A 20,644-nucleotide genomic window follows, 5' to 3' on the forward strand; every position below is an offset into this window, starting at 1 on the left:
GAACACAAGCAAGAATGGCTAAGGTATTCGCGATAGCGAACCAGAAAGGTGGCGTGGGTAAAACCACCACCTGTATCAACCTCGCAGCATCCCTGGTCGCAACCAAGCGCCGGGTGCTGTTGATCGATCTCGATCCACAGGGCAACGCCACAATGGGTAGCGGTGTGGATAAACACGGCCTGGAGAACTCAGTCTACGACTTGCTGATTGGCGAGTGCGACCTGGGCCAGGCCATGCACTACTCCGAACACGGCGGTTATCAACTGCTGCCGGCGAACCGCGATTTGACCGCGGCGGAAGTGGTGCTGCTTGAAATGCAGATGAAAGAAAGCCGTCTGCGCAGCGCATTGGCGCCGATCCGCGAGAACTACGACTACATTTTGATCGACTGCCCACCTTCGCTTTCGATGCTCACGCTCAACGCGTTGGTGGCCGCCGATGGGGTGATTATCCCCATGCAGTGCGAATACTTCGCACTGGAAGGTTTGAGCGACCTTGTGGATAACATCAAGCGTATCGCCGAGTTGCTCAACCCGAACCTGCAGATCGAAGGCTTGCTGCGTACGATGTACGATCCGCGCCTGAGCCTCATGAACGATGTGTCCGCGCAGCTCAAGGAACACTTCGGCGAGCAGTTGTACGACACTGTGATTCCACGCAACATCCGCCTTGCCGAAGCGCCAAGCTATGGCATGCCCGCGTTGGCCTATGACAAAACGTCGCGCGGTGCCATTGCTTACCTGGCACTGGCCGGCGAGATGGTTCGTCGCCAACGCCGCAACTTACGCACCGCTGCAGCCCAGCCAACTTAAGGAATCCCCATGGCCGTCAAGAAACGAGGTCTCGGACGTGGACTGGATGCACTGCTGAGTGGTCCGACCGTCACATCGCTTGAAGAACAAGCGGTGCAGGCCGACGAGCGCGAGCTGCAACACCTGCCCCTGGACCTGATCCAGCGCGGCAAATACCAGCCACGCCGGGACATGGACCCCCAGGCGCTAGAGGAGTTGGCCAATTCGATAAAGGCCCAGGGCGTGATGCAGCCAATCGTGGTGCGCCCGATTGGTGACGGCCGTTTTGAGATCATCGCCGGTGAACGCCGCTGGCGCGCGAGCCAACAGGCTGGCAAGGAAACCATCCCGGCGATGGTGCGCGATGTGCCGGATGAAACCGCCATCGCCATGGCGTTGATCGAGAACATCCAGCGTGAAGACCTCAACCCGATCGAAGAAGCGATCGCTTTGCAGCGTCTGCAGCAGGAATTCCAGTTGACCCAGCAACAAGTCGCGGACGCGGTGGGTAAGTCCCGCGTGACCGTGTCCAACTTGCTGCGCCTGATCGCATTGCCGGAAGTCATCAAGACCATGTTGTCCCATGGCGACCTGGAGATGGGCCACGCGCGTGCCTTGCTCGGTTTGCCGGAAAATCAACAGGTTGAGGGGGCGCGACACGTTGTCGCACGCGGGCTCACCGTTCGTCAGACCGAGGCGCTGGTTCGCCAGTGGCTCAGCGGCAAACCTGCACCGGTCGAAACGGCCAAACCTGATCCGGATATCGCGCGTCTTGAGCAGCGCCTGGCCGAGCGGCTGGGCTCTTCGGTGCAAATTCGTCACGGCAAGAAGGGCAAAGGGCAACTGGTTATCGGGTATAACTCGCTGGATGAGCTTCAGGGTGTTCTTGCTCACATCCGCTGAAACATTTGCTCATGTAGCGCGCGATCGGAAATCACTACCCGGCAGTTGAATAGGGGCTGAACCGCCCCTATACTCTGCGCGCATTTTGTCGGCACAAATTATGCCAAGTTATTGATTTCCGGCAGCCGACCATTGAGGAGCAAAAGTGATGGAAACCCGCACGCCAAACACGTTGCCGTTCCATCGCTTGGCCGTTTTTCCGGTTTTATTGGCTCAATTTGTGATTTTACTGATCGCCGCTTTGGCGCTTTGGTACGGGCATGGAGTCGTAGCCGGATATTCAGGACTCTGCGGAGGCCTGATAGCCTTGCTGCCCAATATGTATTTTGCTCACAGGGCCTTTCGGTTTTCCGGCGCCCGAGCAGCTCAGGCTATCGTCCGGTCTTTTTATGCTGGCGAGGCGGGGAAACTGATTTTGACGGCAGTGCTGTTTGCACTGACCTTTGCAGGTGTGAAGCCATTGGCGCCGCTGGCTGTATTCGGCGTCTTCGTGTTGACCCAACTGGTCAGCTGGTTCGCTCCCCTGCTAATGAAAACAAGACTTTCGAAACCTTAGGGCGTTTGAGGCAACCATGGCAGAAACAACCGCTTCGGGCTATATCCAGCACCACTTGCAGAACCTGACCTTCGGCCAGCTTCCTAATGGCGGCTGGGGCTTCGCCCACTCCGCAGCAGAAGCCAAAGAAATGGGTTTCTGGGCTTTCCACCTGGATACTCTGGGCTGGTCGGTCGCATTGGGTCTGATCTTCGTTCTGATTTTCCGCATGGCGGCAAAGAAGGCAACTTCCGGTCAACCAGGTGCTTTGCAGAACTTCGTTGAAGTATTGGTCGAATTCGTCGATGGCAGCGTGAAAGACAGCTTCCATGGTCGTAGCCCGGTGATTGCACCGTTGGCACTGACCATCTTCGTCTGGGTGTTCCTGATGAACGCCGTCGACCTGATCCCGGTTGACTGGATTCCTCAGTTGGCCACCCTGATCTCGGGCGATCCGCACATCCCATTCCGCGCGGTATCGACCACTGACCCGAACGCTACCCTGGGCATGGCCCTGTCGGTGTTCGCGCTGATCATTTTCTACAGCATCAAGATCAAGGGCATCGGCGGCTTCATCGGCGAACTGACCCTGCACCCTTTCGGCAGCAAGAACATCTTTGTTCAAGCCCTGCTGATCCCGGTGAACTTCCTGCTGGAATTCGTGACCCTGATCGCCAAGCCGATTTCCCTGGCTCTGCGACTGTTCGGCAACATGTATGCCGGCGAGTTGGTGTTCATTCTGATCGCTGTGATGTTCGGCAGCGGCCTGCTCTGGCTTAGCGGCCTGGGCATCGTTCTGCAGTGGGCGTGGGCTGTGTTCCACATCCTGATCATCACCCTGCAGGCCTTCATCTTCATGATGCTGACCATCGTCTACTTGTCGATGGCGCACGAAGAGAACCATTAAGGCCAGTCTCGACTAGTCTGATGTCCTTCCCGGTGAAACGGGAAGGTGGCCCACCAGGGCTATGAAACGATTTGTTTTACCGCTTTAAAATCTAAAAAACCTAAACCATACGACGTAAAAGTCGGGAGGAAAGATGGAAACTGTAGTTGGTCTAACCGCTATCGCTGTTGCACTGTTGATCGGCCTGGGCGCCCTGGGTACTGCCATTGGTTTCGGCCTGCTGGGCGGCAAATTCCTGGAAGGCGCCGCGCGTCAACCAGAAATGGTTCCAATGCTGCAAGTTAAAATGTTCATCGTCGCCGGCCTGCTCGACGCCGTGACCATGATCGGTGTTGGTATCGCTCTGTTCTTCACCTTCGCGAACCCTTTCGTTGGTCAACTCGCCGGTTAATCACTCGTTTTTCGAGTGATTGGTGTGTTGTGCAACGAATGAGCGAGGTATTGGCGTGAACATTAATGCAACCATTATTGGTCAGTCCTTAGCGTTCTTGATTTTTGTCGTTTTCTGCATGAAGTTCGTATGGCCTCCGGTCATCGCAGCTCTGCACGAACGTCAGAAGAAGATCGCGGATGGACTGGACGCTGCAGCCCGAGCAGCTCGCGACCTGGAGTTGGCCCAAGATAAAGCGGGTCAGCAACTGCGCGAAGCGAAAGCCCAAGCAGCCGAGATCATTGAGCAAGCCAAGAAACGCGGTAACCAGATTGTTGAAGAGGCTGTTGAAAAAGCCCGTATCGACGCTGACCGTGTGAAGGTTCAGGCTCAGGCCGAGATCGAGCAGGAACTGAACGGTGTCAAAGATGCGCTGCGTGCCCAACTGGGTGCTCTGGCCGTCGGCGGTGCTGAGAAGATCCTGGGCGCCACAATCGATCAAAACGCGCACGCGGAGCTGGTTAACAAACTGGCTGCTGAAATTTAAGCGAGGGCGATCATGGCAGAATTGACCACGTTGGCCCGACCTTACGCTAAGGCAGCCTTCGAGCACGCCCAGGCCCACCAGCAGCTGGCCTCTTGGTCAGCCATGCTCGGCCTGGCTGCAGCAGTGTCGCAAGACGACACAATGCAGCGCGTGCTCAAGGCCCCGCGACTGACGAGCGCAGACAAGGCCGCCACGTTTATTGACGTGTGCGGCGACAAGTTTGATGTGAAAGTGCAGAACTTCTTGCACGTCGTTGCCGAAAACGACCGTCTCCTGCTTTTGCCGGAGATTGCCGCTCTGTTCGACCTGTACAAGGCCGAGCAAGAGAAGTCGGTAGACGTTGAAGTGACCAGTGCTTTCGCATTGAACCAAGAACAGCAAGACAAACTCGCCAAGGTTCTCAGTGCACGACTCGACCGGGAAGTGCGCCTGCAAGTTGCGGAGGATGCCACCCTGATTGGTGGTGTCATCATTCGCGCCGGCGACCTGGTTATCGATGGTTCGATTCGCGGCAAACTCGCGAATCTTGCCGAAGCATTGAAATCTTGAGTTTGAAGGGGCAGCAGAGCAATGCAGCAACTCAATCCTTCCGAAATAAGTGAAATTATCAAGGGCCGCATCGACAAGCTCGATGTGACCTCCCAAGCCCGTAACGAAGGCACTGTCGTCAGCGTATCTGACGGCATCGTGCGGATTCACGGTCTGGCCGACGTAATGTACGGCGAGATGATCGAGTTTCCGGGCGGCGTCTACGGTATGGCCCTCAACCTGGAGCAAGACTCCGTAGGTGCCGTTGTATTGGGCGCGTACACCAGTCTGGCTGAAGGCATGAGCGCCAAGTGCACAGGCCGCATCCTGGAAGTTCCGGTGGGTAAGGAACTGCTGGGTCGCGTAGTCGACGCACTGGGTAACCCTGTTGACGGTAAAGGTCCACTGGGCAACACCGAGACCGACGCGGTCGAGAAAGTTGCTCCAGGCGTGATCTGGCGTAAGTCGGTAGACCAGCCTGTACAGACTGGCTACAAGGCTGTCGATGCCATGATCCCAGTCGGCCGTGGCCAGCGTGAGCTGATCATCGGTGACCGTCAGATCGGTAAAACCGCTCTGGCCATCGACGCGATCATCAACCAGAAAGACAGCGGCATTTTCTGCGTCTACGTAGCGATCGGTCAGAAGCAATCGACCATCGCCAACGTGGTTCGCAAGCTGGAAGAAAACGGCGCCCTGGCCAACACGATCATCGTGGCTGCCAGTGCTTCGGAATCTCCTGCGCTGCAATTCCTGGCACCGTACTCCGGTTGCACCATGGGTGAATTCTTCCGCGACCGCGGTGAAGACGCGCTGATCGTTTATGACGATCTGTCCAAGCAAGCAGTGGCTTACCGCCAGATTTCCCTGCTGCTGCGCCGTCCACCAGGCCGTGAAGCTTACCCAGGCGACGTGTTCTATCTCCACTCCCGTCTGCTGGAGCGTGCATCCCGCGTTTCGGAAGAATACGTAGAGAAGTTCACCAACGGCGCAGTGACCGGCAAAACCGGTTCCCTGACCGCACTGCCGATCATCGAAACCCAGGCTGGCGACGTTTCCGCGTTCGTTCCGACCAACGTGATTTCCATCACCGACGGTCAGATCTTCCTGGAATCGGCCATGTTCAACTCCGGGATCCGTCCTGCTGTGAACGCCGGTGTTTCGGTATCCCGTGTGGGTGGTGCCGCTCAGACCAAGATCATCAAGAAGCTCTCCGGTGGTATCCGTACCGCTCTGGCTCAGTACCGTGAACTGGCGGCATTCGCCCAGTTCGCTTCTGACCTGGACGAAGCGACCCGTAAGCAACTTGAGCATGGTCAGCGCGTTACCGAGCTGATGAAGCAGAAGCAATACGCCCCAATGTCGATCGCTGACATGGCGTTGTCGCTGTATGCCGCTGAGCGTGGGTTCCTGACCGACGTTGAAATCGCCAAGGTTGGCAGCTTTGAACAAGCGCTGATTGCTTACTTCAACCGCGATCACGCCGAATTGATGGCGAAGATCAACGTGAAGGGTGACTTCAATGACGATATCGACGCTGGCATGAAAGCCGGTATCGAGAAGTTCAAGGCCACCCAAACCTGGTAAGCCGCAGCGGGAGCCGCAAGGCTCCCGCTTGCTAACCTGATAGGTGTTACATGGCAGGCGCAAAAGAGATTCGCAGTAAGATTGCGAGCATCAAAAGCACGCAAAAGATTACCAGCGCCATGGAAAAAGTGGCGGTCAGCAAAATGCGCAAGGCACAAATGCGTATGGCTGCTAGCCGTCCTTATGCGGAGCGTATCCGCCAGGTAATTGGGCATTTGGCCAACGCCAACCCGGAATACCGCCACCCATTCATGATCGAGCGTGAAGTCAAGCGCGTCGGTTATGTGGTTGTGAGCAGTGACCGTGGTTTGTGCGGTGGTCTGAATACCAACCTGTTCAAGGCCCTGGTCAAGGACATGGCGGTAAACCGCGAAAACGGCGTCGAGATCGATCTGTGTGTTGTTGGTAGCAAGGGTGCGGCCTTTTTCCGCAACTTCGGCGGTAACGTCGTTGCAGCTATCAGCCACCTGGGTGAAGAGCCGTCGATCAATGATTTGATCGGCAGTGTGAAGGTGATGCTGGATGCATACCTGGAAGGCCGGATTGACCGCCTCTCCGTGGTATCCAACAAGTTCATCAACACCATGACCCAGCAGCCAACCGTGGAGCAATTGATTCCACTGGTGGCGACTCCGGATCAGGAACTCAAGCACCACTGGGACTACCTCTACGAACCAGACGCCAAAGAGCTGCTTGACGGCTTGATGGTGCGCTACGTGGAGTCGCAGGTGTACCAGGCGGTGGTCGAGAACAACGCAGCTGAACAAGCAGCGCGGATGATCGCGATGAAAAACGCTACCGATAACGCCGGTGATCTGATCAGCGATTTGCAGCTGATCTACAACAAGGCGCGTCAGGCTGCGATCACCCAAGAGATCTCGGAAATCGTCGGCGGCGCTGCCGCGGTTTAACGGTTCAAATATTCAGAGGATCCAGCTATGAGTAGCGGACGTATCGTTCAAATCATCGGCGCCGTTATCGACGTGGAATTTCCACGCGACAGCGTACCGAGCATCTACAACGCGCTGAAAGTACAAGGCGCGGAAACTACTCTGGAAGTTCAGCAGCAGCTGGGCGACGGCGTAGTTCGTACCATTGCGATGGGTTCCACCGAAGGCTTGAAGCGCGGTCTGGACGTAATCGACTCTGGCGCAGCCATCTCCGTACCGGTCGGTAAAGCGACCCTGGGCCGGATCATGGATGTACTGGGCAACCCGATTGACGAAGCTGGCCCGATCGACACCGAAGAGCGTTGGGGCATTCACCGTCCAGCACCTTCGTTCGCCGAACAAGCTGGCGGCAACGACCTGCTGGAAACCGGCATCAAGGTTATCGACCTGGTTTGCCCGTTCGCCAAAGGCGGTAAAGTCGGTCTGTTCGGTGGTGCCGGTGTAGGCAAGACCGTAAACATGATGGAACTGATCCGTAACATCGCCATCGAGCACAGCGGTTATTCCGTGTTCGCCGGTGTGGGTGAGCGTACCCGTGAGGGTAACGACTTCTACCACGAGATGAAGGACTCCAACGTTCTGGACAAAGTGGCACTGGTTTACGGTCAGATGAACGAGCCGCCGGGTAACCGTCTGCGCGTAGCACTGACTGGCCTGACCATGGCCGAGAAGTTCCGTGACGAAGGTAACGACGTTCTGCTGTTCGTCGACAACATCTACCGTTACACCTTGGCCGGTACTGAAGTATCCGCACTGCTGGGCCGTATGCCTTCCGCAGTAGGCTACCAGCCGACCCTGGCTGAAGAGATGGGCGTTCTGCAAGAACGTATCACTTCGACCAAGGAAGGTTCGATCACTTCGATCCAAGCGGTATACGTACCTGCGGATGACTTGACCGACCCGTCGCCTGCGACCACCTTCGCCCACTTGGACGCCACCGTCGTTCTGTCCCGTGACATCGCTTCCCTGGGTATCTACCCAGCGGTCGATCCACTCGACTCGACTTCGCGCCAGCTGGACCCGAACGTGATCGGCCAGGAGCACTACGACACCGCTCGCGGCGTTCAGTACGTGCTGCAGCGTTACAAAGAACTGAAGGACATCATTGCGATCCTGGGTATGGACGAGCTGTCGGAAACCGATAAGCAGTTGGTAAACCGTGCTCGTAAGATCCAACGCTTCTTGTCGCAGCCGTTCTTCGTGGCTGAAGTCTTCACCGGTGCTTCGGGTAAATACGTTTCCCTGAAAGACACCATTGCTGGCTTCAAAGGCATCCTCAACGGTGACTACGACCACCTGCCAGAACAAGCGTTCTACATGGTCGGCGGCATCGAAGAAGCGATCGAGAAAGCCAAGAAACTGTAATCCAGGCGCCCGGAAACGGGCGCTCATCAGGTTGAGGCAATCAGATGGCTATGACAGTCCATTGCGATATCGTCAGCGCGGAAGGGGAAATTTTCTCCGGTCTGGTCGAGTTTGTTACAGCGCACGGCGACCTGGGTGATCTTGGTATCGCCATGGGTCATGCCCCGCTGATCACAAGCTTGAAACCAGGCCCGATCACGCTGACCAAGCAAGGCGGGGAACGTGAGGTGTTTTACATCTCCGGTGGTTTCCTCGAGGTTCAGCCGAACATGGTCAAGGTACTTGCCGACACCGTGCAACGTGCTGGCGACCTGGATGAAGCCTCCGCTCAGGAAGCCGTCAAGGCTGCCGAGAAGGCCCTGAACGAAAAGGGTGCCGACTTCGACTACAGCGCTGCTGCTGTACGTCTGGCCGAGGCTGCAGCTCAGCTGCGCACGCTCCAGCAGATCCGCAAGAAGTAAGCGGCCATGCCGTCATGCTTTATGCGCGATTGATTAAAAAGGGTAGCCTCGGCTACCCTTTTTCTTTTTTTGCAAAACACTTCTCTGGTCTGAAGTCGGACCGCCCAGGATTGGTAGCCACTCATGTCTCTTGAAATCGTCATTCTCGCCGCTGGCCAGGGCACCCGTATGCGTTCGGCCTTGCCCAAAGTGCTGCACCCGGTGGCCGGCAATTCCATGCTTGGCCATGTTATCCACAGCGCCCGGCAACTCGACCCGCAACGCATCCACGTGGTGATTGGCCACGGTGCCGATGTGGTCCGTGAACGCCTGGCCGCGGATGACCTGAATTTCGTTTTGCAGGACAAACAACTCGGCACCGGCCATGCCACCGCACAAGCCGTGCCCTTCATCACTGCCGACACCGTGCTGATTCTGTACGGCGACGTACCGTTGATTGAAGTGGAAACCCTGCAACGCCTGCTCAAGCATGTCGTGCCAGGCCAGATGGGTCTGCTGACCGTTGAACTGGATGACCCTACCGGCTACGGGCGCATCGTGCGCAATGCCGACGGTAAGGTCGCGGCCATCGTTGAGCACAAGGATGCCAGCGAAACTCAGCGCGCCATTACCGAAGGCAATACCGGGATTCTGGCGGTCCCTGCCAATAAGCTCGCCGACTGGATGAGCCGTCTGTCGAACAACAACGCCCAGGGCGAGTACTACCTCACCGACGTCATCGAGATGGCCGTGAGCGATGGCCTGCTGGTGGCTACCGAACAGCCCCACGACCCCATGGAAGTGCAGGGCGCCAATGACCGCAAGCAGCTTGCAGAGCTTGAACGTCACTATCAACTGCGCGAAGGCCGCCGCCTGATGGCCCAGGGTGTGACCCTGCGCGACCCGGCGCGCTTTGATGTGCGTGGCGAAGTCACTGTCGGCCGTGACGTGCTGATCGACATCAACGTGATCCTCGAAGGCCGAGTGATCATCGAAGACGACGTGGTGATTGGCCCGAACTGCGTGATCAAGGACAGCACCCTGCGCAAAGGCGCGGTGGTCAAGGCCAACAGCCATATCGACGGCGCTTTGATGGGCGAGGGCAGCGATGCTGGGCCGTTTGCGCGGTTACGTCCAGGAAGCGTATTGGGAGTTAAAGCCCATGTGGGTAACTTTGTTGAATTGAAAAACGCCAAGTTGGACGACGAAGCCAAAGTCGGACACCTGACCTACTTAGGTGATGCCACCGTAGGTGCGCGAACTAACATCGGTGCCGGCACCATCACCTGCAACTACGATGGCGCCAATAAGCACCAGACCAGCATTGGTGCGGATGTATTTATCGGTTCAAATAATTCGTTGGTCGCTCCGGTTACCCTCGACGATGGCGCCAGCACAGCCGCGGGCTCAACCATCAACCAGGATGTGGATAAGTCCCAACTGGCTGTCGCACGTGCCCGCCAGCGCAACATTGATGGCTGGAAACGCCCGGTCAAAATCAAAAAGACCTGAGTTATCCACACGCTGATCAGCGATAAATATCCAATGTGCGCGGGCTTGCTCGCGAATGCGGTCGTTCAGTCGACATCTCCCGTGACTGACACTCCGCATTCGCAAGCAAGCCCGCTCCCACATTGGTTTTGTGTTGATCTAAAAATTGTGTACGCCCCACTTGACGACGTTTCGCCAATAGGTTTTGATTGCCTTCGTTATCTTTCGAAACGAAACTTACCATCACCATGTCGAAACGAAATACCCCTCAACGGCGCCACAACATCCTGACCTTGCTCAATGAACAGGGCGAAGTCAGCGTGGACGAATTGGCCAAGCGTTTCGAAACGTCGGAAGTGACCATCCGCAAGGACTTGGCTGCCCTCGAAAGCAACGGCCTGCTGCTACGCCGTTACGGTGGCGCAATTACCATGCCCCAGGAACTGGTCGGCGACGCCGCCCAACCCATCTCGATCTACAAGCGCGCCATCGCCCGTGCCGCCGTGATGCGCCTGCGCGAACACGCGCGCATCATCATCGACAGCGGCAGCACCACCGCCGCGATGATCCCCGAACTGGGCCACCAGCCCGGCCTGGTGGTGATGACCAACTCCCTGCACGTGGCCCGCGCCTTGAGCGAGCTGGAGCACGAGCCGGTGCTGTTGATGACCGGCGGCACCTGGGACCCGCATTCGGACTCGTTCCAGGGCCAGGTCGCCGAGCAAGTGCTGCGTTCCTATGATTTTGATCAACTGTTTATCGGCGCCGACGGCATCGATCTGCAGCGCGGTACCACCACCTTCAACGAACTGCTGGGCCTTAGCCGCGTAATGGCCGAGGTCGCCCGTGAAGTGGTGGTGATGGTCGAATCCGACAAGATCGGTCGCAAGATTCCCAACCTGGAACTGCCCTGGAGCAGCGTCCATACCCTTATCACCGATGATCGCCTGCCGCTTGAGGCCCGCGACCAGATCCAAGCCCGCGGCATTACGCTGATATGCGCGGCAATCATCTAGGAGAAACACCATGTGTGGCATCGTAGGCGCAGTCGCTGAACGCAACATCACTCCCATCCTGCTCGAAGGCCTCAAACGCCTGGAATACCGTGGCTACGACAGCGCCGGTGTGGCCGTCTTCTCCAACGCCGGCAAGCTTGAGCGCATGCGTCGCCCGGGCAAGGTCAGTGAACTGGAGCAAGCCCTGGCCGGTGAGCCGTTGGTTGGCCGTCTGGGCATCGCCCATACCCGTTGGGCTACCCACGGTGCGCCGTGCGAACGCAACGCCCACCCACACTTTTCCGGCGACCTCGCGGTGGTGCACAACGGCATCATCGAAAACCATGAAGTGCTGCGTGAGCAACTCAAGGGCCTGGGCTACGTATTCACTTCGGACACCGACACCGAAGTCATCGCCCACCTGCTGAATCACAAGCTCAAAGACCTGGGCGACCTTACGGTCGCCCTCAAAGCCACCGTAAAAGAACTGCACGGCGCATACGGTCTGGCCGTGGTCAGCGCCACCCAGCCCGATCGCGTGGTTGCCGCCCGCAGTGGCAGCCCGTTGGTGATCGGCCTGGGGCTGGGGGAAAACTTCCTCGCCTCCGACCAGTTGGCCCTGCGCCAGGTCACCGACCGCTTCATGTACCTGGAAGAAGGCGATATTGCCGACATCCGCCGTGAAAGCGTGCAGATCTGGGACGTTAACGGTCAGTCTGTCGAGCGTGAAGCTGTGCAATACCGCGACGGCGCCGAAGCCGCCGACAAAGGCGAATACCGCCACTTCATGCTCAAGGAAATCCACGAGCAGCCGGCCGTGGTGCAGCGCACCCTGGAGGGTCGTCTGGGCGACAAGCAAGTGCTGGTCAACGCCTTTGGCCCACAAGCCGCCGAGTTGTTCGCCAAAGTGCGCAATGTGCAGATCGTGGCTTGCGGCACCAGCTACCACGCCGGCATGGTTGCCCGTTACTGGCTGGAAGAACTGGCCGGCATCCCATGCCAAGTCGAAGTGGCCAGCGAGTTCCGCTACCGCAAAGTGGTGGTCCAGCCTGACACCCTGTTCGTGACCATCTCGCAGTCGGGCGAAACCGCCGACACCTTGGCCGCCTTGCGTAACGCCAAGGAGCTGGGCTTCCTCGCCAGCCTGGCGATCTGCAACGTCAGCATCAGTTCCCTGGTGCGCGAATCCGACCTGACCCTGCTGACCCAGGCCGGTCGCGAAATCGGCGTGGCCTCCACCAAAGCCTTCACCACCCAGCTGGTCGGCCTGTTGCTGCTCACCCTGTCCCTGGGCCAAGTACGTGGCACCCTCGCCGCAGGTGTTGAAGCCACCCTGGTCGAAGAACTGCGCCGCCTGCCAACCCGCCTGGGTGAGGCCCTGGCCATGGACAGTATCGTGGAAAAAGTCGCCGAGCTGTTCGCCGACAAAAACCACACCTTGTTCCTCGGCCGTGGCGCGCAATACCCGGTGGCAATGGAAGGCTCGCTCAAACTCAAGGAAATCTCGTACATCCACGCCGAAGCCTACCCGGCCGGCGAGCTCAAGCACGGTCCATTGGCCCTGGTGGATGACGACATGCCAGTCGTCACGGTAGCGCCAAACAACGAACTGCTGGAAAAGCTCAAGTCCAACCTGCAGGAAGTACGTGCCCGTGGCGGCCAGTTGGTGGTATTCGCCGACGAGAAAGCCGGCATGACCAACGCTGAAGGCACTCACGTCATCAACATGCCGCATATCAACGACACCCTGTCGCCGATTCTCTACACCATCCCGCTGCAACTGCTGTCTTACTACGTCGCCGTGCTCAAGGGCACTGACGTTGACCAGCCGCGCAACCTGGCGAAGTCGGTGACGGTGGAGTAATACGGCACGCGCCTTGAGCGCCTTTCGAAGCTACGAAATAAAGTCTGTCGGAAATAAATAAAGTCTGTCGCTGGCGCATTCGACCCCCCGATTGAGTAGCCGGTGACGCTTTTTCCGGGCCACCGTGCTCGGGACGCACTGAGTATTCGTTAAGAGAGGTTTTTAAAAATATTCAATATATTTCCTACTCTAGGGACGAATACATAGGTCATTCGATGTTGCCGCTGATGCAGAATTGACCCATCTGCCGACTTGGCGTTGCCCCACAAGCATTCAGCCCAAAGTCAGACCTGCTAACGCTTTACAAAGTAGAAGCCTGGGTCAGCGAAATTTCGGCAGCAGGGTCAATTCTGCATCAGCGGCAACAGCGTGGCTGACGGAGCTGGATCGTCAGGCGGAAATGGAGGCTGAGCACTCAGCCAACTACCCGACTGTGGAAGGGCTGTTTCAAAAAGGTCGGGCTGCCAAGACCACCCGGTATCCGGGCTTCTCCGAAGCCAATTCCAGGCTGAACGCCAGTACCAGCATCTACGACCTCAATATGAGCTGGGTGCTCTTCGACTTTGGGCTTCGCGCCGCAAAAGTCGAAAGTGCCCGCCAGTTACTGAACGCCGCCAGTGGCAGCCGAATTGAAGAATTGCAGAAGTCGATGCTTGCCACCGCCAGAGTCTTTTACCAAGTGCAGGCCAACACCGCGCTGTTGCAAGCCAAAATCAGTGCTGAACGTCTCGCGCACAACAGCCTGAAAGCCTCTAACGCAAAATATCATGCTGGCGCCGGCCAGCAGACATATCGTCTGCAGGCGCTGGAATCCAGAACCCGGGCATTGGCAATCAGTCGTCTTTTTGTCGAGAGTGCGAGCAAGTCTTATGACATTGCTCAGGGCCGTTACAAGGCTGGGGAGGGCAGTATTCTTGAGCTTCTGCGTTCGCAGAGTGACCTGGCCTCAGCGAGGCAGAAACGTTTGGAATCCTTGGTAAGCTGGCATAAGGCTAAGCTGCAATTGGCACCTGACATTGGCAGTCTGAACATTGGAGAATGAATGTTGTTTCCGCCGCCTACTTGATGGCCTGCGTAGCGAACTGCGCTGCAGCGGCTGCCCGGGTCGATACCCCCAGAGCTTTTAACAGGCTTGAAACGTGTATGCGCACGGTAAAGGGGGAAATACCCAAATCTTTGGCTATTTCCTTATTAGTTTTGCCTGCGGCGATCAGACTCAGTACCTGTTTCTGACGTGTAGTAAGAGGGCTTAGTGCGTTAACCGCTGATTCGTTGAAAAGCGAACCTGCGGACTTGTAATTGACGACGACGTCGCCCTGTCGGATAGAGACGATAGAGTCGGTTATTTCCTGTGGATCGATGTTCTTGCCAATAAAGCCATCAGCACCATTCGACATGACTTGGGAGATGGTTTCCGGGTCATCGATCATCGAGACCACGATGATCGAGGTACGTCGGAACTCATTGCGCAGTTTGGCAATGGTGTGAATCGAGTCCAGTCCGGGGAAGCGCAGGTCCAGAATCAGAGTGTCAACTTCTTCACCGGAGCGTGCCAAGGTCAGCACTTCATTGAAATTGCCTGCCTGCTCAATGATAGCTTCTGGCAACAGACGTTCGATGGTACGCAACATGCCTTCACGAAATAGGGGGTGGTCGTCAGCCACTATGATTCTACACGCCATGCCTCTGCTTCCGAATTTTAAGTCGGGTCATCATACTCGATAGGCGCAATGCGTATCGCCTGTGAGAAAAATCTAGAGTGATTATTTATGCTCTCGACATCATGGAAGAGCAGGTTCGCATGACCCTAGTCAGATGATGGTGGTCGCCAAGTTAATTAAGTTATCGCGAAAATGGCACGGGAGAAGCATTTACCGCGCTCGATCTGGAGTAGAAAGCGAAAGTGGGTATGTGAGCGATAGCCACTAGCCGCTCGTCGAGCGGAACGAGTCCGCAGTAAAACGAGGTGCCTTGATGAAATACCGGAAAAACGCTGAACTGGATCAGGCGAATCTGAGGCTGATAGTGGCGACGTTCGCGGTCACCTACGTGGCGCTGTTAGGTTTCCTGCCTGGGCTCGACATAGCGAAGTATCAACCGATCATTCTCTACTATGCCGGCTTTCTGGTGGTATCTCTGATCCTGCGCCAGCACATCACCAGGTTCCCCGGCGTCTTTCCGGTCCGCCTTGTATTCGGGATGGTCCATGACTACACCGCAATTTCCGTCGGTTTGGTCGTAGGCGGAGAGGCAACGCTGCCGATTTTCAGTGTGATGGTCTGGGTGACCCTGGGCAATGGGATGCGCTTTGGCTCGCGTTACCTGTCGATTGCTGCGTCGCTGGCGCTGCTGGCCATACTGATCATTTATAAATTGACGCCGTACTGGCAAGCGCAACCATTCATGGTACTGATGCTGGTCGCTATCACGATTCTGGTGCCTGGCTACGCCCACATTCTGTTGGTGCTGGCTCGCCAGGCATCGGAGCAGGCAACCGTTGCCAACCGCGAAAAAGAGCGTTTTCTGGCCCAGGCAAGCCACGATCTGCGCCAGCCCATTCACTCGATCGGCATGTTTACCGCGTGCCTGCGTTCAAGCCCGCTAGGTGACTATGAGCGTCAGCTGGTCGACAACATCGATCGTTCCCTGCACAACGTATCGCAGTTGTTTCGCTCGATTCTGGATATATACACGCTGGACAGCGGCAAGGTTTCGGCCAAGTCAGACGTGGTCAACCTGGGTGACATGCTCAATGAAATAGCTCAGCAAAACACGGCTGCCGCCCGATGGGCCGGCGTGGAACTGAGAGTCCGGCCGTGTCGGCGCTGGGTAAGAGTCGATGCCACACTGCTTGCCACGATGGTGCAGAACATTCTGTCCAACGCACTCAAGTATGCCCCCGAGCACCCGGTGCTGATCGGTGTACGTCGCCACAAAGGTAGCTTGTCAATCAGCGTGCATGATCAGGGGCGAGGCATCGCGGCTGAACATCTGCCCAAAGTCTGTGACGAGTTCTATCGGATTCGCCATGTTCGCGATAAGGACGTTGAGGGCGTAGGGCTGGGGCTATCCATCGTCAAGCGGCTCAGTCAGCTTCTTGGCGTACAGATTGATATCAATTCCCGTGTTGACCGCGGCACGACAGTTACTATCCATGGGCTTGAAGAGGTGAGCGCGCCTGTAAAACCGGCCCGCAAAAAAACATTGGGCGACAGCCTGCTCAAGGGCGTCAGGATCTGCCTGGTGGAAGACGACAAAAATGTGCTGATGGCAACCGCCGCGCTGCTGGAAAGGTGGGGATGCGAAGTCCAGGTCGCCCGATCTGTTGAAGGGTTGACCACCGACTGCGACATTATCGTAGCCGATTACGACCTAGGCACCGAGGCCAATGGCCTTGACTGCATTGCGAGTATCAGAGCAGCCCGCGGCTGGGATGTACCGGCTTTGATCCTTACCGGGAGGGAGGTGGAAGTGGTCATTGAATCAATGCAGGGTACCGAAGTGTCCGTGCTCTCCAAGCCGCTGCGCCCTTCGGAGTTGCGCCTGAACCTGTTGTCGCTTCACGAGAGGCGGGTGAATACGTCCTGACCTGAGTGCTGCTGGTCAGGGCGCAACGGACATAAACCAACAAACGGCCCGCGAATGTCTGACGGTGGAGGCACATCAGGGAATGGATAGATGCAGATCGGATCAGGTTTGATCACACCAATGCGGGTACCGGCATGATGGTGAAATCGGCGCCGCCGGAGACGCAGTGCAGCCCGGTGTCAGTCAGTTCATGAGCCTGAGCCCAGCAGATAGCTGCTGTAGTTTCGGTGGTTTTCTGATGGCGGATAATTATGTCAAACCTCTCCATGTTGGTAGGGACACGCTTTTTACGTAGTAGGTTATAAACAGGACTGCCTGACCCTCATCGACTATTCACCTCATGCCCAGACGCTAATGTTCTGTTTTCGAAATAATTTACTTATTGGCTACGGCTTCAAGTGCCTCACGCGCCCGCTTGATTTTGTTCAAGATATCCTCTCCCTTTGCGTTCCTAACGTATCGGGTCGGCTGAGCATTGCGTAACGCCATTAACGCTGTAATGGAGCTTTACAGCTCGCGAACCGAGGTAAAACTGCCGTCGCGAAGATACACCGTGACGTCTCGAAAGAAGCGCTCAACCATGTTCATCCATGAGCTGGAGGTCGGCGTGAAATGAATATGAAAGCGAGGATGTTTCGCCAGCCAGGCTTTCACTGCCGCATGCTTGTGCGTCGCATAGTGATCGACGATCAGGTGTGGCTGGAGGTGTTTGGGCGTCTCTTTATTGATCTTCTTGAGAAAGGCCAGCCACTCTTGATGCCGGTGCTGACGCTCGATGCTGCTGATCAATTTGCCCTGAAGATAATCCAGTGCGGCGAATAAAGTGACCGTGCCGTGTCGGGTGTAATCATGGGACTTAGTCTGGATATGACAGATGCCCAAAGGCAAGCCCGGCTGCGTCCGCTCCAGCGCTAGAACCTGGCTTTTCTCATCGCAACACAACACCAAAGCCTTGTCCGGCGGGGCCAGAATCGTCGGGCAGGAAAAGCCAGTCAGCCGTGCGATGTTGTCCCGGGTTTCGCCCTCGGCAGCCAGCAGGATAATGCGTGCTCGACGGCCTTCTCTCTGGGGGAGAGTCGCAGAGCGAACGCGCCGTTTCAGTTCGGCCTTTTCTTCGGGGCTAAGCGTGATGTCCAGAGCACTCACTGTCAGCTCTCCAAGGCAGGGGTGACGTTTGAAGTGTAGACGAATTAATCAGTAATTTATTTCGCGAACAGCACACTAGTGCGCACCTAAGGCGTCTATGCTTAGTCAATTTTTCAGGCATGTCTTAGTTCAATAGCTCATCTGTACTATAGAAGTTCGTGGCTGGAGTCACCATTATCGTGCGAATGCTTTCGTCTGCTCACTAAAAGTGCCAAAGGCGCAAAGAGTTTAATATGAAGTACTCATAGTTACCGGATGTGTTTTATGAAGGATTAAGGCGCTCAGGGGTAGGATTAGTTTAACGTTGTTGCCACTGATGCAGAATTGACCCAGCTGTCGAAATTCCGCTGCCCCTAAAGCGTTAGCCCGTCTGACTTTGGGGGGACTTATGGCGCAACGACAAGTCGGCATATGGGTCAATTCCATAATTATCAATTCTGTTAGTGAGGCAAGAAAATGATAAAGATTCAACAAGCTTTAATACTACTGGGCGCTCTGACGCTAGCAGGTTGTGCCGGAATGACGACGGATGACAAATATAGCACCAGCTATGTCGAATCCCACATAATTGAGGGTAAAACCACGCAAGCCGACGTTCAACGCCTATATGGCGTTCCTGATAGTAATGAAAAGTCAAGCAACGGAACAACTTGGGTCTACCGTAAAGGTGGTACCTTGAGCGATGTTTCAAGTTTGGTTGGTTATATCCCCGGGGCTGGCTCTGTTTCTAGCGCATTAGCCATGGGAAGATCTACCTCAGCAGCTGTATCGAGTGTAAATAAAGTAGCTGGTAAAGCCAATGGTAATACCGAGATTCATGGTGATCGTTTTTATGTGACATTTACCAATAAGGGAATTGTTGATTATTGGAGCCTTGAGTAATATAAATCGGACTGAACCGTGTAAGAGTATGGCCGCTTATGCAGAATTGACCTGGCTGCCTAAATGTTGGCTTGACTTTGGGCTGAGTGATTATGGGGCAACGTCAAGTTGGCAGACGGGTCAACTCTGTGTCAGCAATAACAGATAGATATCTGTATGCAGTCTTTTTAAATCTGTACCAGCATTTGTATGTCATTCTTCAAAACTCATCCGGATAGATAGGCTGATCACCTCTACTGTGGCGTTAGTGAAATAGCTCTTCGTTATTTTCGGCTACGCTGCGGATGTCATTCCTGCCGTTGATAGCTGACAGTGAGTGCTCTACCGGAGGTATGCTGATGTTTTCAATAGTAGTTGCCTAATGGCTTATTGGTTAGCCTCTCCATCGAGCGAGATGGCGTGGAGTATTTTCCGCGATATGCCTTCAGCGCGTCCGACTATAGCTGCGTCGAGGCGCTGGAGATGATTATTGTCAGAACTCGATTAAAAGCTGATACCTAAGCCTCGGCTACCTCTACCCTGTTTCGTCCCGCTAACTTACCTTCGTAGAGCGCGTAATCCGCCCTTGCAATTGCGTTGCTGAGAACCTCATCAGCACGATATTGAGTGACACCAATAGAGAGAGTTACGCTTACTTTTTTGCCATTGCTGTCAATCTCCAATGCCTGGACCGCCTTGCGTATACGTTCTGCGCTATCAGTTGCATTGCTAAAATCCGTATCCGGCAATATGGAGAGAAATTCTTCGCCGCCCCAGCGTCCGATAAAGTCTTGCTCTCGCATTGAACATTTGAGTAATAGGCTCACTGCCTCGAGTACACGATCACCGGTATCGTGACCGTATAGATCATTGACCTGCTTGAAGTGATCTATATCCATCAACATCAAGGTGAGATTGCGGGGACGTCTATGATGCCGTGCCAAAATTTTCTCGGTCAGAGCAATCATGTGCCGACGGTTGAATAACCCGGTTAATGAGTCCGTCGTTGCCATACGCGCCAGGCTCTTGTGAGCGCGGGTTACCGTGATCACATAGAACAACGCAAGATAGCTGAACATGCAGAAAACTACTGTCAGGTTAAAAACATGCACACCCAACAGGGCATTGGAGGAGATGGGTTGCAGAGGACTTACGAACCACATTAGTACATCTAAGCCTACATAGTAAGCCCAAAGGCAGCCTGCGTATATCCAGGCGCTACGGGCACGCATGCTGACGAACAGGGCCGGAATAAACATTAACAAGAAGTAGTGAAAACCACTTCCCCAGCCGACCAGAACTGTGCCCAGCCCAGCGTGCACAAGCACTTCAATACGTATAAGGAGAACTGCAAACTGATTTCGTCGTTGCTTGAACGCGTGATAGGCATAGACATACATGGCCACGCTGACCACGTTTATCCACGCCAAAATGGGTGAGCCCAGAATGAGGAAAATGAAAAAAAACGCAACGTCTACGCTGCCCGCCAATTGGCAGCAACGCATGGAAAGTTGCCAAAATTCTGGTCGAGCGTCGCGCTTGGGTAGGCTTTCAGAGCGTGTCCCTTGCATCAAACCTGTTACCTCAATATCCGGGTATACGTCGGTTTTTTAGGTTGGCTTTCTCAAGCCAGCAAATGAGGCGTAAAAAAGGTTTCGCAGGGCCTTCAGGTTTAAGGTACGAGGCTAAGCATCAGTTGTCTAGTGGCTACTGGCCGCTTTTTAGCGGGAAAGGGGGCCCGGAAAAGACGCGAAGGGTACGTCGTGTGCGTTGCCC

Annotated in this window: 19 protein-coding genes and 1 pseudogene; 17 read left to right on the plus strand and 3 right to left on the minus strand. The window is 55.7% G+C overall.

Annotated features, from left to right (window positions below; translation table 11 throughout):
* The first annotated feature begins 14 nt into the window (after window positions 1-14).
* The 15 genes from AACY08_RS17300 to AACY08_RS17370 all read left to right on the plus strand — a co-directional run bounded on the left by AACY08_RS17300 (window position 15) and on the right by AACY08_RS17370 (window position 14,315).
* A complete protein-coding gene (locus AACY08_RS17300) occupies window positions 15-812 on the plus strand; it encodes a ParA family protein (RefSeq protein ID WP_339470553.1) in 798 nt (265 codons plus the stop codon).
* Window positions 813-821: 9 nt separating this feature from the next.
* On the plus strand, window positions 822-1,694 hold the full coding sequence (locus AACY08_RS17305; protein ID WP_339470554.1) for a ParB/RepB/Spo0J family partition protein: 873 nt from the start codon (window positions 822-824) through the stop codon (window positions 1,692-1,694).
* Between the two features lie 148 nt (window positions 1,695-1,842).
* On the plus strand, window positions 1,843-2,250 hold the full coding sequence (locus AACY08_RS17310) for a F0F1 ATP synthase subunit I (RefSeq protein ID WP_003177069.1): 408 nt from the start codon (window positions 1,843-1,845) through the stop codon (window positions 2,248-2,250).
* A gap of 16 nt (window positions 2,251-2,266) precedes the next feature.
* The gene (gene atpB, locus AACY08_RS17315) at window positions 2,267-3,136 is read left to right on the plus strand and encodes a F0F1 ATP synthase subunit A (RefSeq protein ID WP_339470555.1); all 870 of its coding nucleotides are present in this window, start codon (window positions 2,267-2,269) and stop codon (window positions 3,134-3,136) included.
* A gap of 133 nt (window positions 3,137-3,269) precedes the next feature.
* On the plus strand, window positions 3,270-3,527 hold the full coding sequence (gene atpE, locus AACY08_RS17320; RefSeq protein WP_002555987.1) for a F0F1 ATP synthase subunit C: 258 nt from the start codon (window positions 3,270-3,272) through the stop codon (window positions 3,525-3,527).
* A 55-nt stretch (window positions 3,528-3,582) separates the two neighbouring features.
* A complete protein-coding gene (locus AACY08_RS17325) occupies window positions 3,583-4,053 on the plus strand; it encodes a F0F1 ATP synthase subunit B (protein WP_008439543.1) in 471 nt (156 codons plus the stop codon).
* A 12-nt stretch (window positions 4,054-4,065) separates the two neighbouring features.
* Complete coding sequence (locus AACY08_RS17330) at window positions 4,066-4,602, plus strand: F0F1 ATP synthase subunit delta (protein WP_049710821.1); 537 nt, start codon at window positions 4,066-4,068, stop codon at window positions 4,600-4,602.
* Window positions 4,603-4,623: 21 nt separating this feature from the next.
* Complete coding sequence (gene atpA / locus AACY08_RS17335) at window positions 4,624-6,168, plus strand: F0F1 ATP synthase subunit alpha (protein WP_003195831.1); 1,545 nt, start codon at window positions 4,624-4,626, stop codon at window positions 6,166-6,168.
* Between the two features lie 50 nt (window positions 6,169-6,218).
* Window positions 6,219-7,079 carry a F0F1 ATP synthase subunit gamma gene (atpG, locus tag AACY08_RS17340; protein WP_028618578.1) on the plus strand — a complete coding sequence of 287 codons (861 nt, stop codon included), beginning with the start codon at window positions 6,219-6,221 and terminating at the stop codon, window positions 7,077-7,079.
* 27 nt (window positions 7,080-7,106) lie between these two features.
* Window positions 7,107-8,483, plus strand: a complete 1,377-nt coding sequence (gene atpD, locus AACY08_RS17345) for a F0F1 ATP synthase subunit beta (RefSeq protein ID WP_003233564.1) — start codon at window positions 7,107-7,109, stop codon at window positions 8,481-8,483.
* Window positions 8,484-8,527: 44 nt separating this feature from the next.
* The gene (locus AACY08_RS17350) at window positions 8,528-8,944 is read left to right on the plus strand and encodes a F0F1 ATP synthase subunit epsilon (protein ID WP_003195825.1); all 417 of its coding nucleotides are present in this window, start codon (window positions 8,528-8,530) and stop codon (window positions 8,942-8,944) included.
* 123 nt (window positions 8,945-9,067) lie between these two features.
* Window positions 9,068-10,435, plus strand: coding sequence for a bifunctional UDP-N-acetylglucosamine diphosphorylase/glucosamine-1-phosphate N-acetyltransferase GlmU (gene glmU / locus AACY08_RS17355; protein ID WP_339470556.1), 1,368 nt, complete (start codon window positions 9,068-9,070; stop codon window positions 10,433-10,435).
* Between the two features lie 227 nt (window positions 10,436-10,662).
* A complete protein-coding gene (locus AACY08_RS17360; RefSeq protein ID WP_314562196.1) occupies window positions 10,663-11,430 on the plus strand; it encodes a DeoR/GlpR family DNA-binding transcription regulator in 768 nt (255 codons plus the stop codon).
* 10 nt (window positions 11,431-11,440) lie between these two features.
* The gene (gene glmS / locus AACY08_RS17365) at window positions 11,441-13,273 is read left to right on the plus strand and encodes a glutamine--fructose-6-phosphate transaminase (isomerizing) (protein ID WP_339470557.1); all 1,833 of its coding nucleotides are present in this window, start codon (window positions 11,441-11,443) and stop codon (window positions 13,271-13,273) included.
* A 235-nt stretch (window positions 13,274-13,508) separates the two neighbouring features.
* The gene (locus AACY08_RS17370) at window positions 13,509-14,315 is read left to right on the plus strand and encodes a TolC family protein (protein ID WP_339470558.1); all 807 of its coding nucleotides are present in this window, start codon (window positions 13,509-13,511) and stop codon (window positions 14,313-14,315) included.
* Between the two features lie 16 nt (window positions 14,316-14,331).
* Here the strand turns inward: AACY08_RS17370 and AACY08_RS17375 are convergent, their stop codons facing one another.
* On the minus strand, window positions 14,332-14,955 hold the full coding sequence (locus AACY08_RS17375) for a response regulator transcription factor (protein ID WP_339418564.1): 624 nt from the start codon (window positions 14,953-14,955) through the stop codon (window positions 14,332-14,334).
* Window positions 14,956-15,247: 292 nt separating this feature from the next.
* Between AACY08_RS17375 and AACY08_RS17380 the strand changes: the two genes are divergently transcribed.
* Window positions 15,248-16,861: an ATP-binding response regulator gene (locus tag AACY08_RS17380; RefSeq protein WP_339470559.1), complete on the plus strand. Its 1,614-nt coding sequence runs from the start codon at window positions 15,248-15,250 to the stop codon at window positions 16,859-16,861.
* A gap of 375 nt (window positions 16,862-17,236) precedes the next feature.
* Here the strand turns inward: AACY08_RS17380 and AACY08_RS17385 are convergent.
* A pseudogene (locus AACY08_RS17385) lies at window positions 17,237-18,007 on the minus strand (IS630 family transposase).
* Between the two features lie 456 nt (window positions 18,008-18,463).
* On the opposite strand from AACY08_RS17385, the gene AACY08_RS17390 reads away from it, so the two are divergent.
* Complete coding sequence (locus AACY08_RS17390) at window positions 18,464-18,889, plus strand: hypothetical protein (protein ID WP_339418566.1); 426 nt, start codon at window positions 18,464-18,466, stop codon at window positions 18,887-18,889.
* A gap of 497 nt (window positions 18,890-19,386) precedes the next feature.
* On the opposite strand, the gene AACY08_RS17395 is transcribed toward AACY08_RS17390, so the two are convergent.
* Window positions 19,387-20,439 (minus strand): GGDEF domain-containing protein, encoded by a 1,053-nt coding sequence (locus tag AACY08_RS17395; protein ID WP_339470560.1) that lies wholly within the window; start codon window positions 20,437-20,439, stop codon window positions 19,387-19,389.
* Window positions 20,440-20,644: the final 205 nt, after the last annotated feature.

Origin of the sequence: Pseudomonas sp. EL_65y_Pfl1_R83 (assembly GCF_963970695.1) — a bacterium.
Classification (GTDB): Bacteria; Pseudomonadota; Gammaproteobacteria; order Pseudomonadales; family Pseudomonadaceae; genus Aquipseudomonas; species Aquipseudomonas tritici.

Excerpts from the sequence above, each read along its gene's own strand:
- AACY08_RS17360 (WP_314562196.1), top strand. The coding sequence starts at position 10,663 with ATGTCGAAACGAAATACCCCTCAACGGCGCCACAACATCCTGACCTTG.
- atpA (WP_003195831.1), top strand. The coding sequence starts at position 4,624 with ATGCAGCAACTCAATCCTTCCGAAATAAGTGAAATTATCAAGGGCCGC.
- glmU (WP_339470556.1), top strand. The coding sequence starts at position 9,068 with ATGTCTCTTGAAATCGTCATTCTCGCCGCTGGCCAGGGCACCCGTATG.
- atpE (WP_002555987.1), top strand. The coding sequence starts at position 3,270 with ATGGAAACTGTAGTTGGTCTAACCGCTATCGCTGTTGCACTGTTGATC.
- AACY08_RS17375 (WP_339418564.1), bottom strand. The coding sequence starts at position 14,955 with ATGGCGTGTAGAATCATAGTGGCTGACGACCACCCCCTATTTCGTGAA.
- AACY08_RS17330 (WP_049710821.1), top strand. The coding sequence starts at position 4,066 with ATGGCAGAATTGACCACGTTGGCCCGACCTTACGCTAAGGCAGCCTTC.
- glmS (WP_339470557.1), top strand. The coding sequence starts at position 11,441 with ATGTGTGGCATCGTAGGCGCAGTCGCTGAACGCAACATCACTCCCATC.
- AACY08_RS17305 (WP_339470554.1), top strand. The coding sequence starts at position 822 with ATGGCCGTCAAGAAACGAGGTCTCGGACGTGGACTGGATGCACTGCTG.
- atpG (WP_028618578.1), top strand. The coding sequence starts at position 6,219 with ATGGCAGGCGCAAAAGAGATTCGCAGTAAGATTGCGAGCATCAAAAGC.
- AACY08_RS17310 (WP_003177069.1), top strand. The coding sequence starts at position 1,843 with ATGGAAACCCGCACGCCAAACACGTTGCCGTTCCATCGCTTGGCCGTT.
- atpD (WP_003233564.1), top strand. The coding sequence starts at position 7,107 with ATGAGTAGCGGACGTATCGTTCAAATCATCGGCGCCGTTATCGACGTG.
- AACY08_RS17350 (WP_003195825.1), top strand. The coding sequence starts at position 8,528 with ATGGCTATGACAGTCCATTGCGATATCGTCAGCGCGGAAGGGGAAATT.
- atpB (WP_339470555.1), top strand. The coding sequence starts at position 2,267 with ATGGCAGAAACAACCGCTTCGGGCTATATCCAGCACCACTTGCAGAAC.
- AACY08_RS17395 (WP_339470560.1), bottom strand. The coding sequence starts at position 20,439 with ATGCAAGGGACACGCTCTGAAAGCCTACCCAAGCGCGACGCTCGACCA.
- AACY08_RS17390 (WP_339418566.1), top strand. The coding sequence starts at position 18,464 with ATGATAAAGATTCAACAAGCTTTAATACTACTGGGCGCTCTGACGCTA.
- AACY08_RS17300 (WP_339470553.1), top strand. The coding sequence starts at position 15 with ATGGCTAAGGTATTCGCGATAGCGAACCAGAAAGGTGGCGTGGGTAAA.
- AACY08_RS17380 (WP_339470559.1), top strand. The coding sequence starts at position 15,248 with ATGAAATACCGGAAAAACGCTGAACTGGATCAGGCGAATCTGAGGCTG.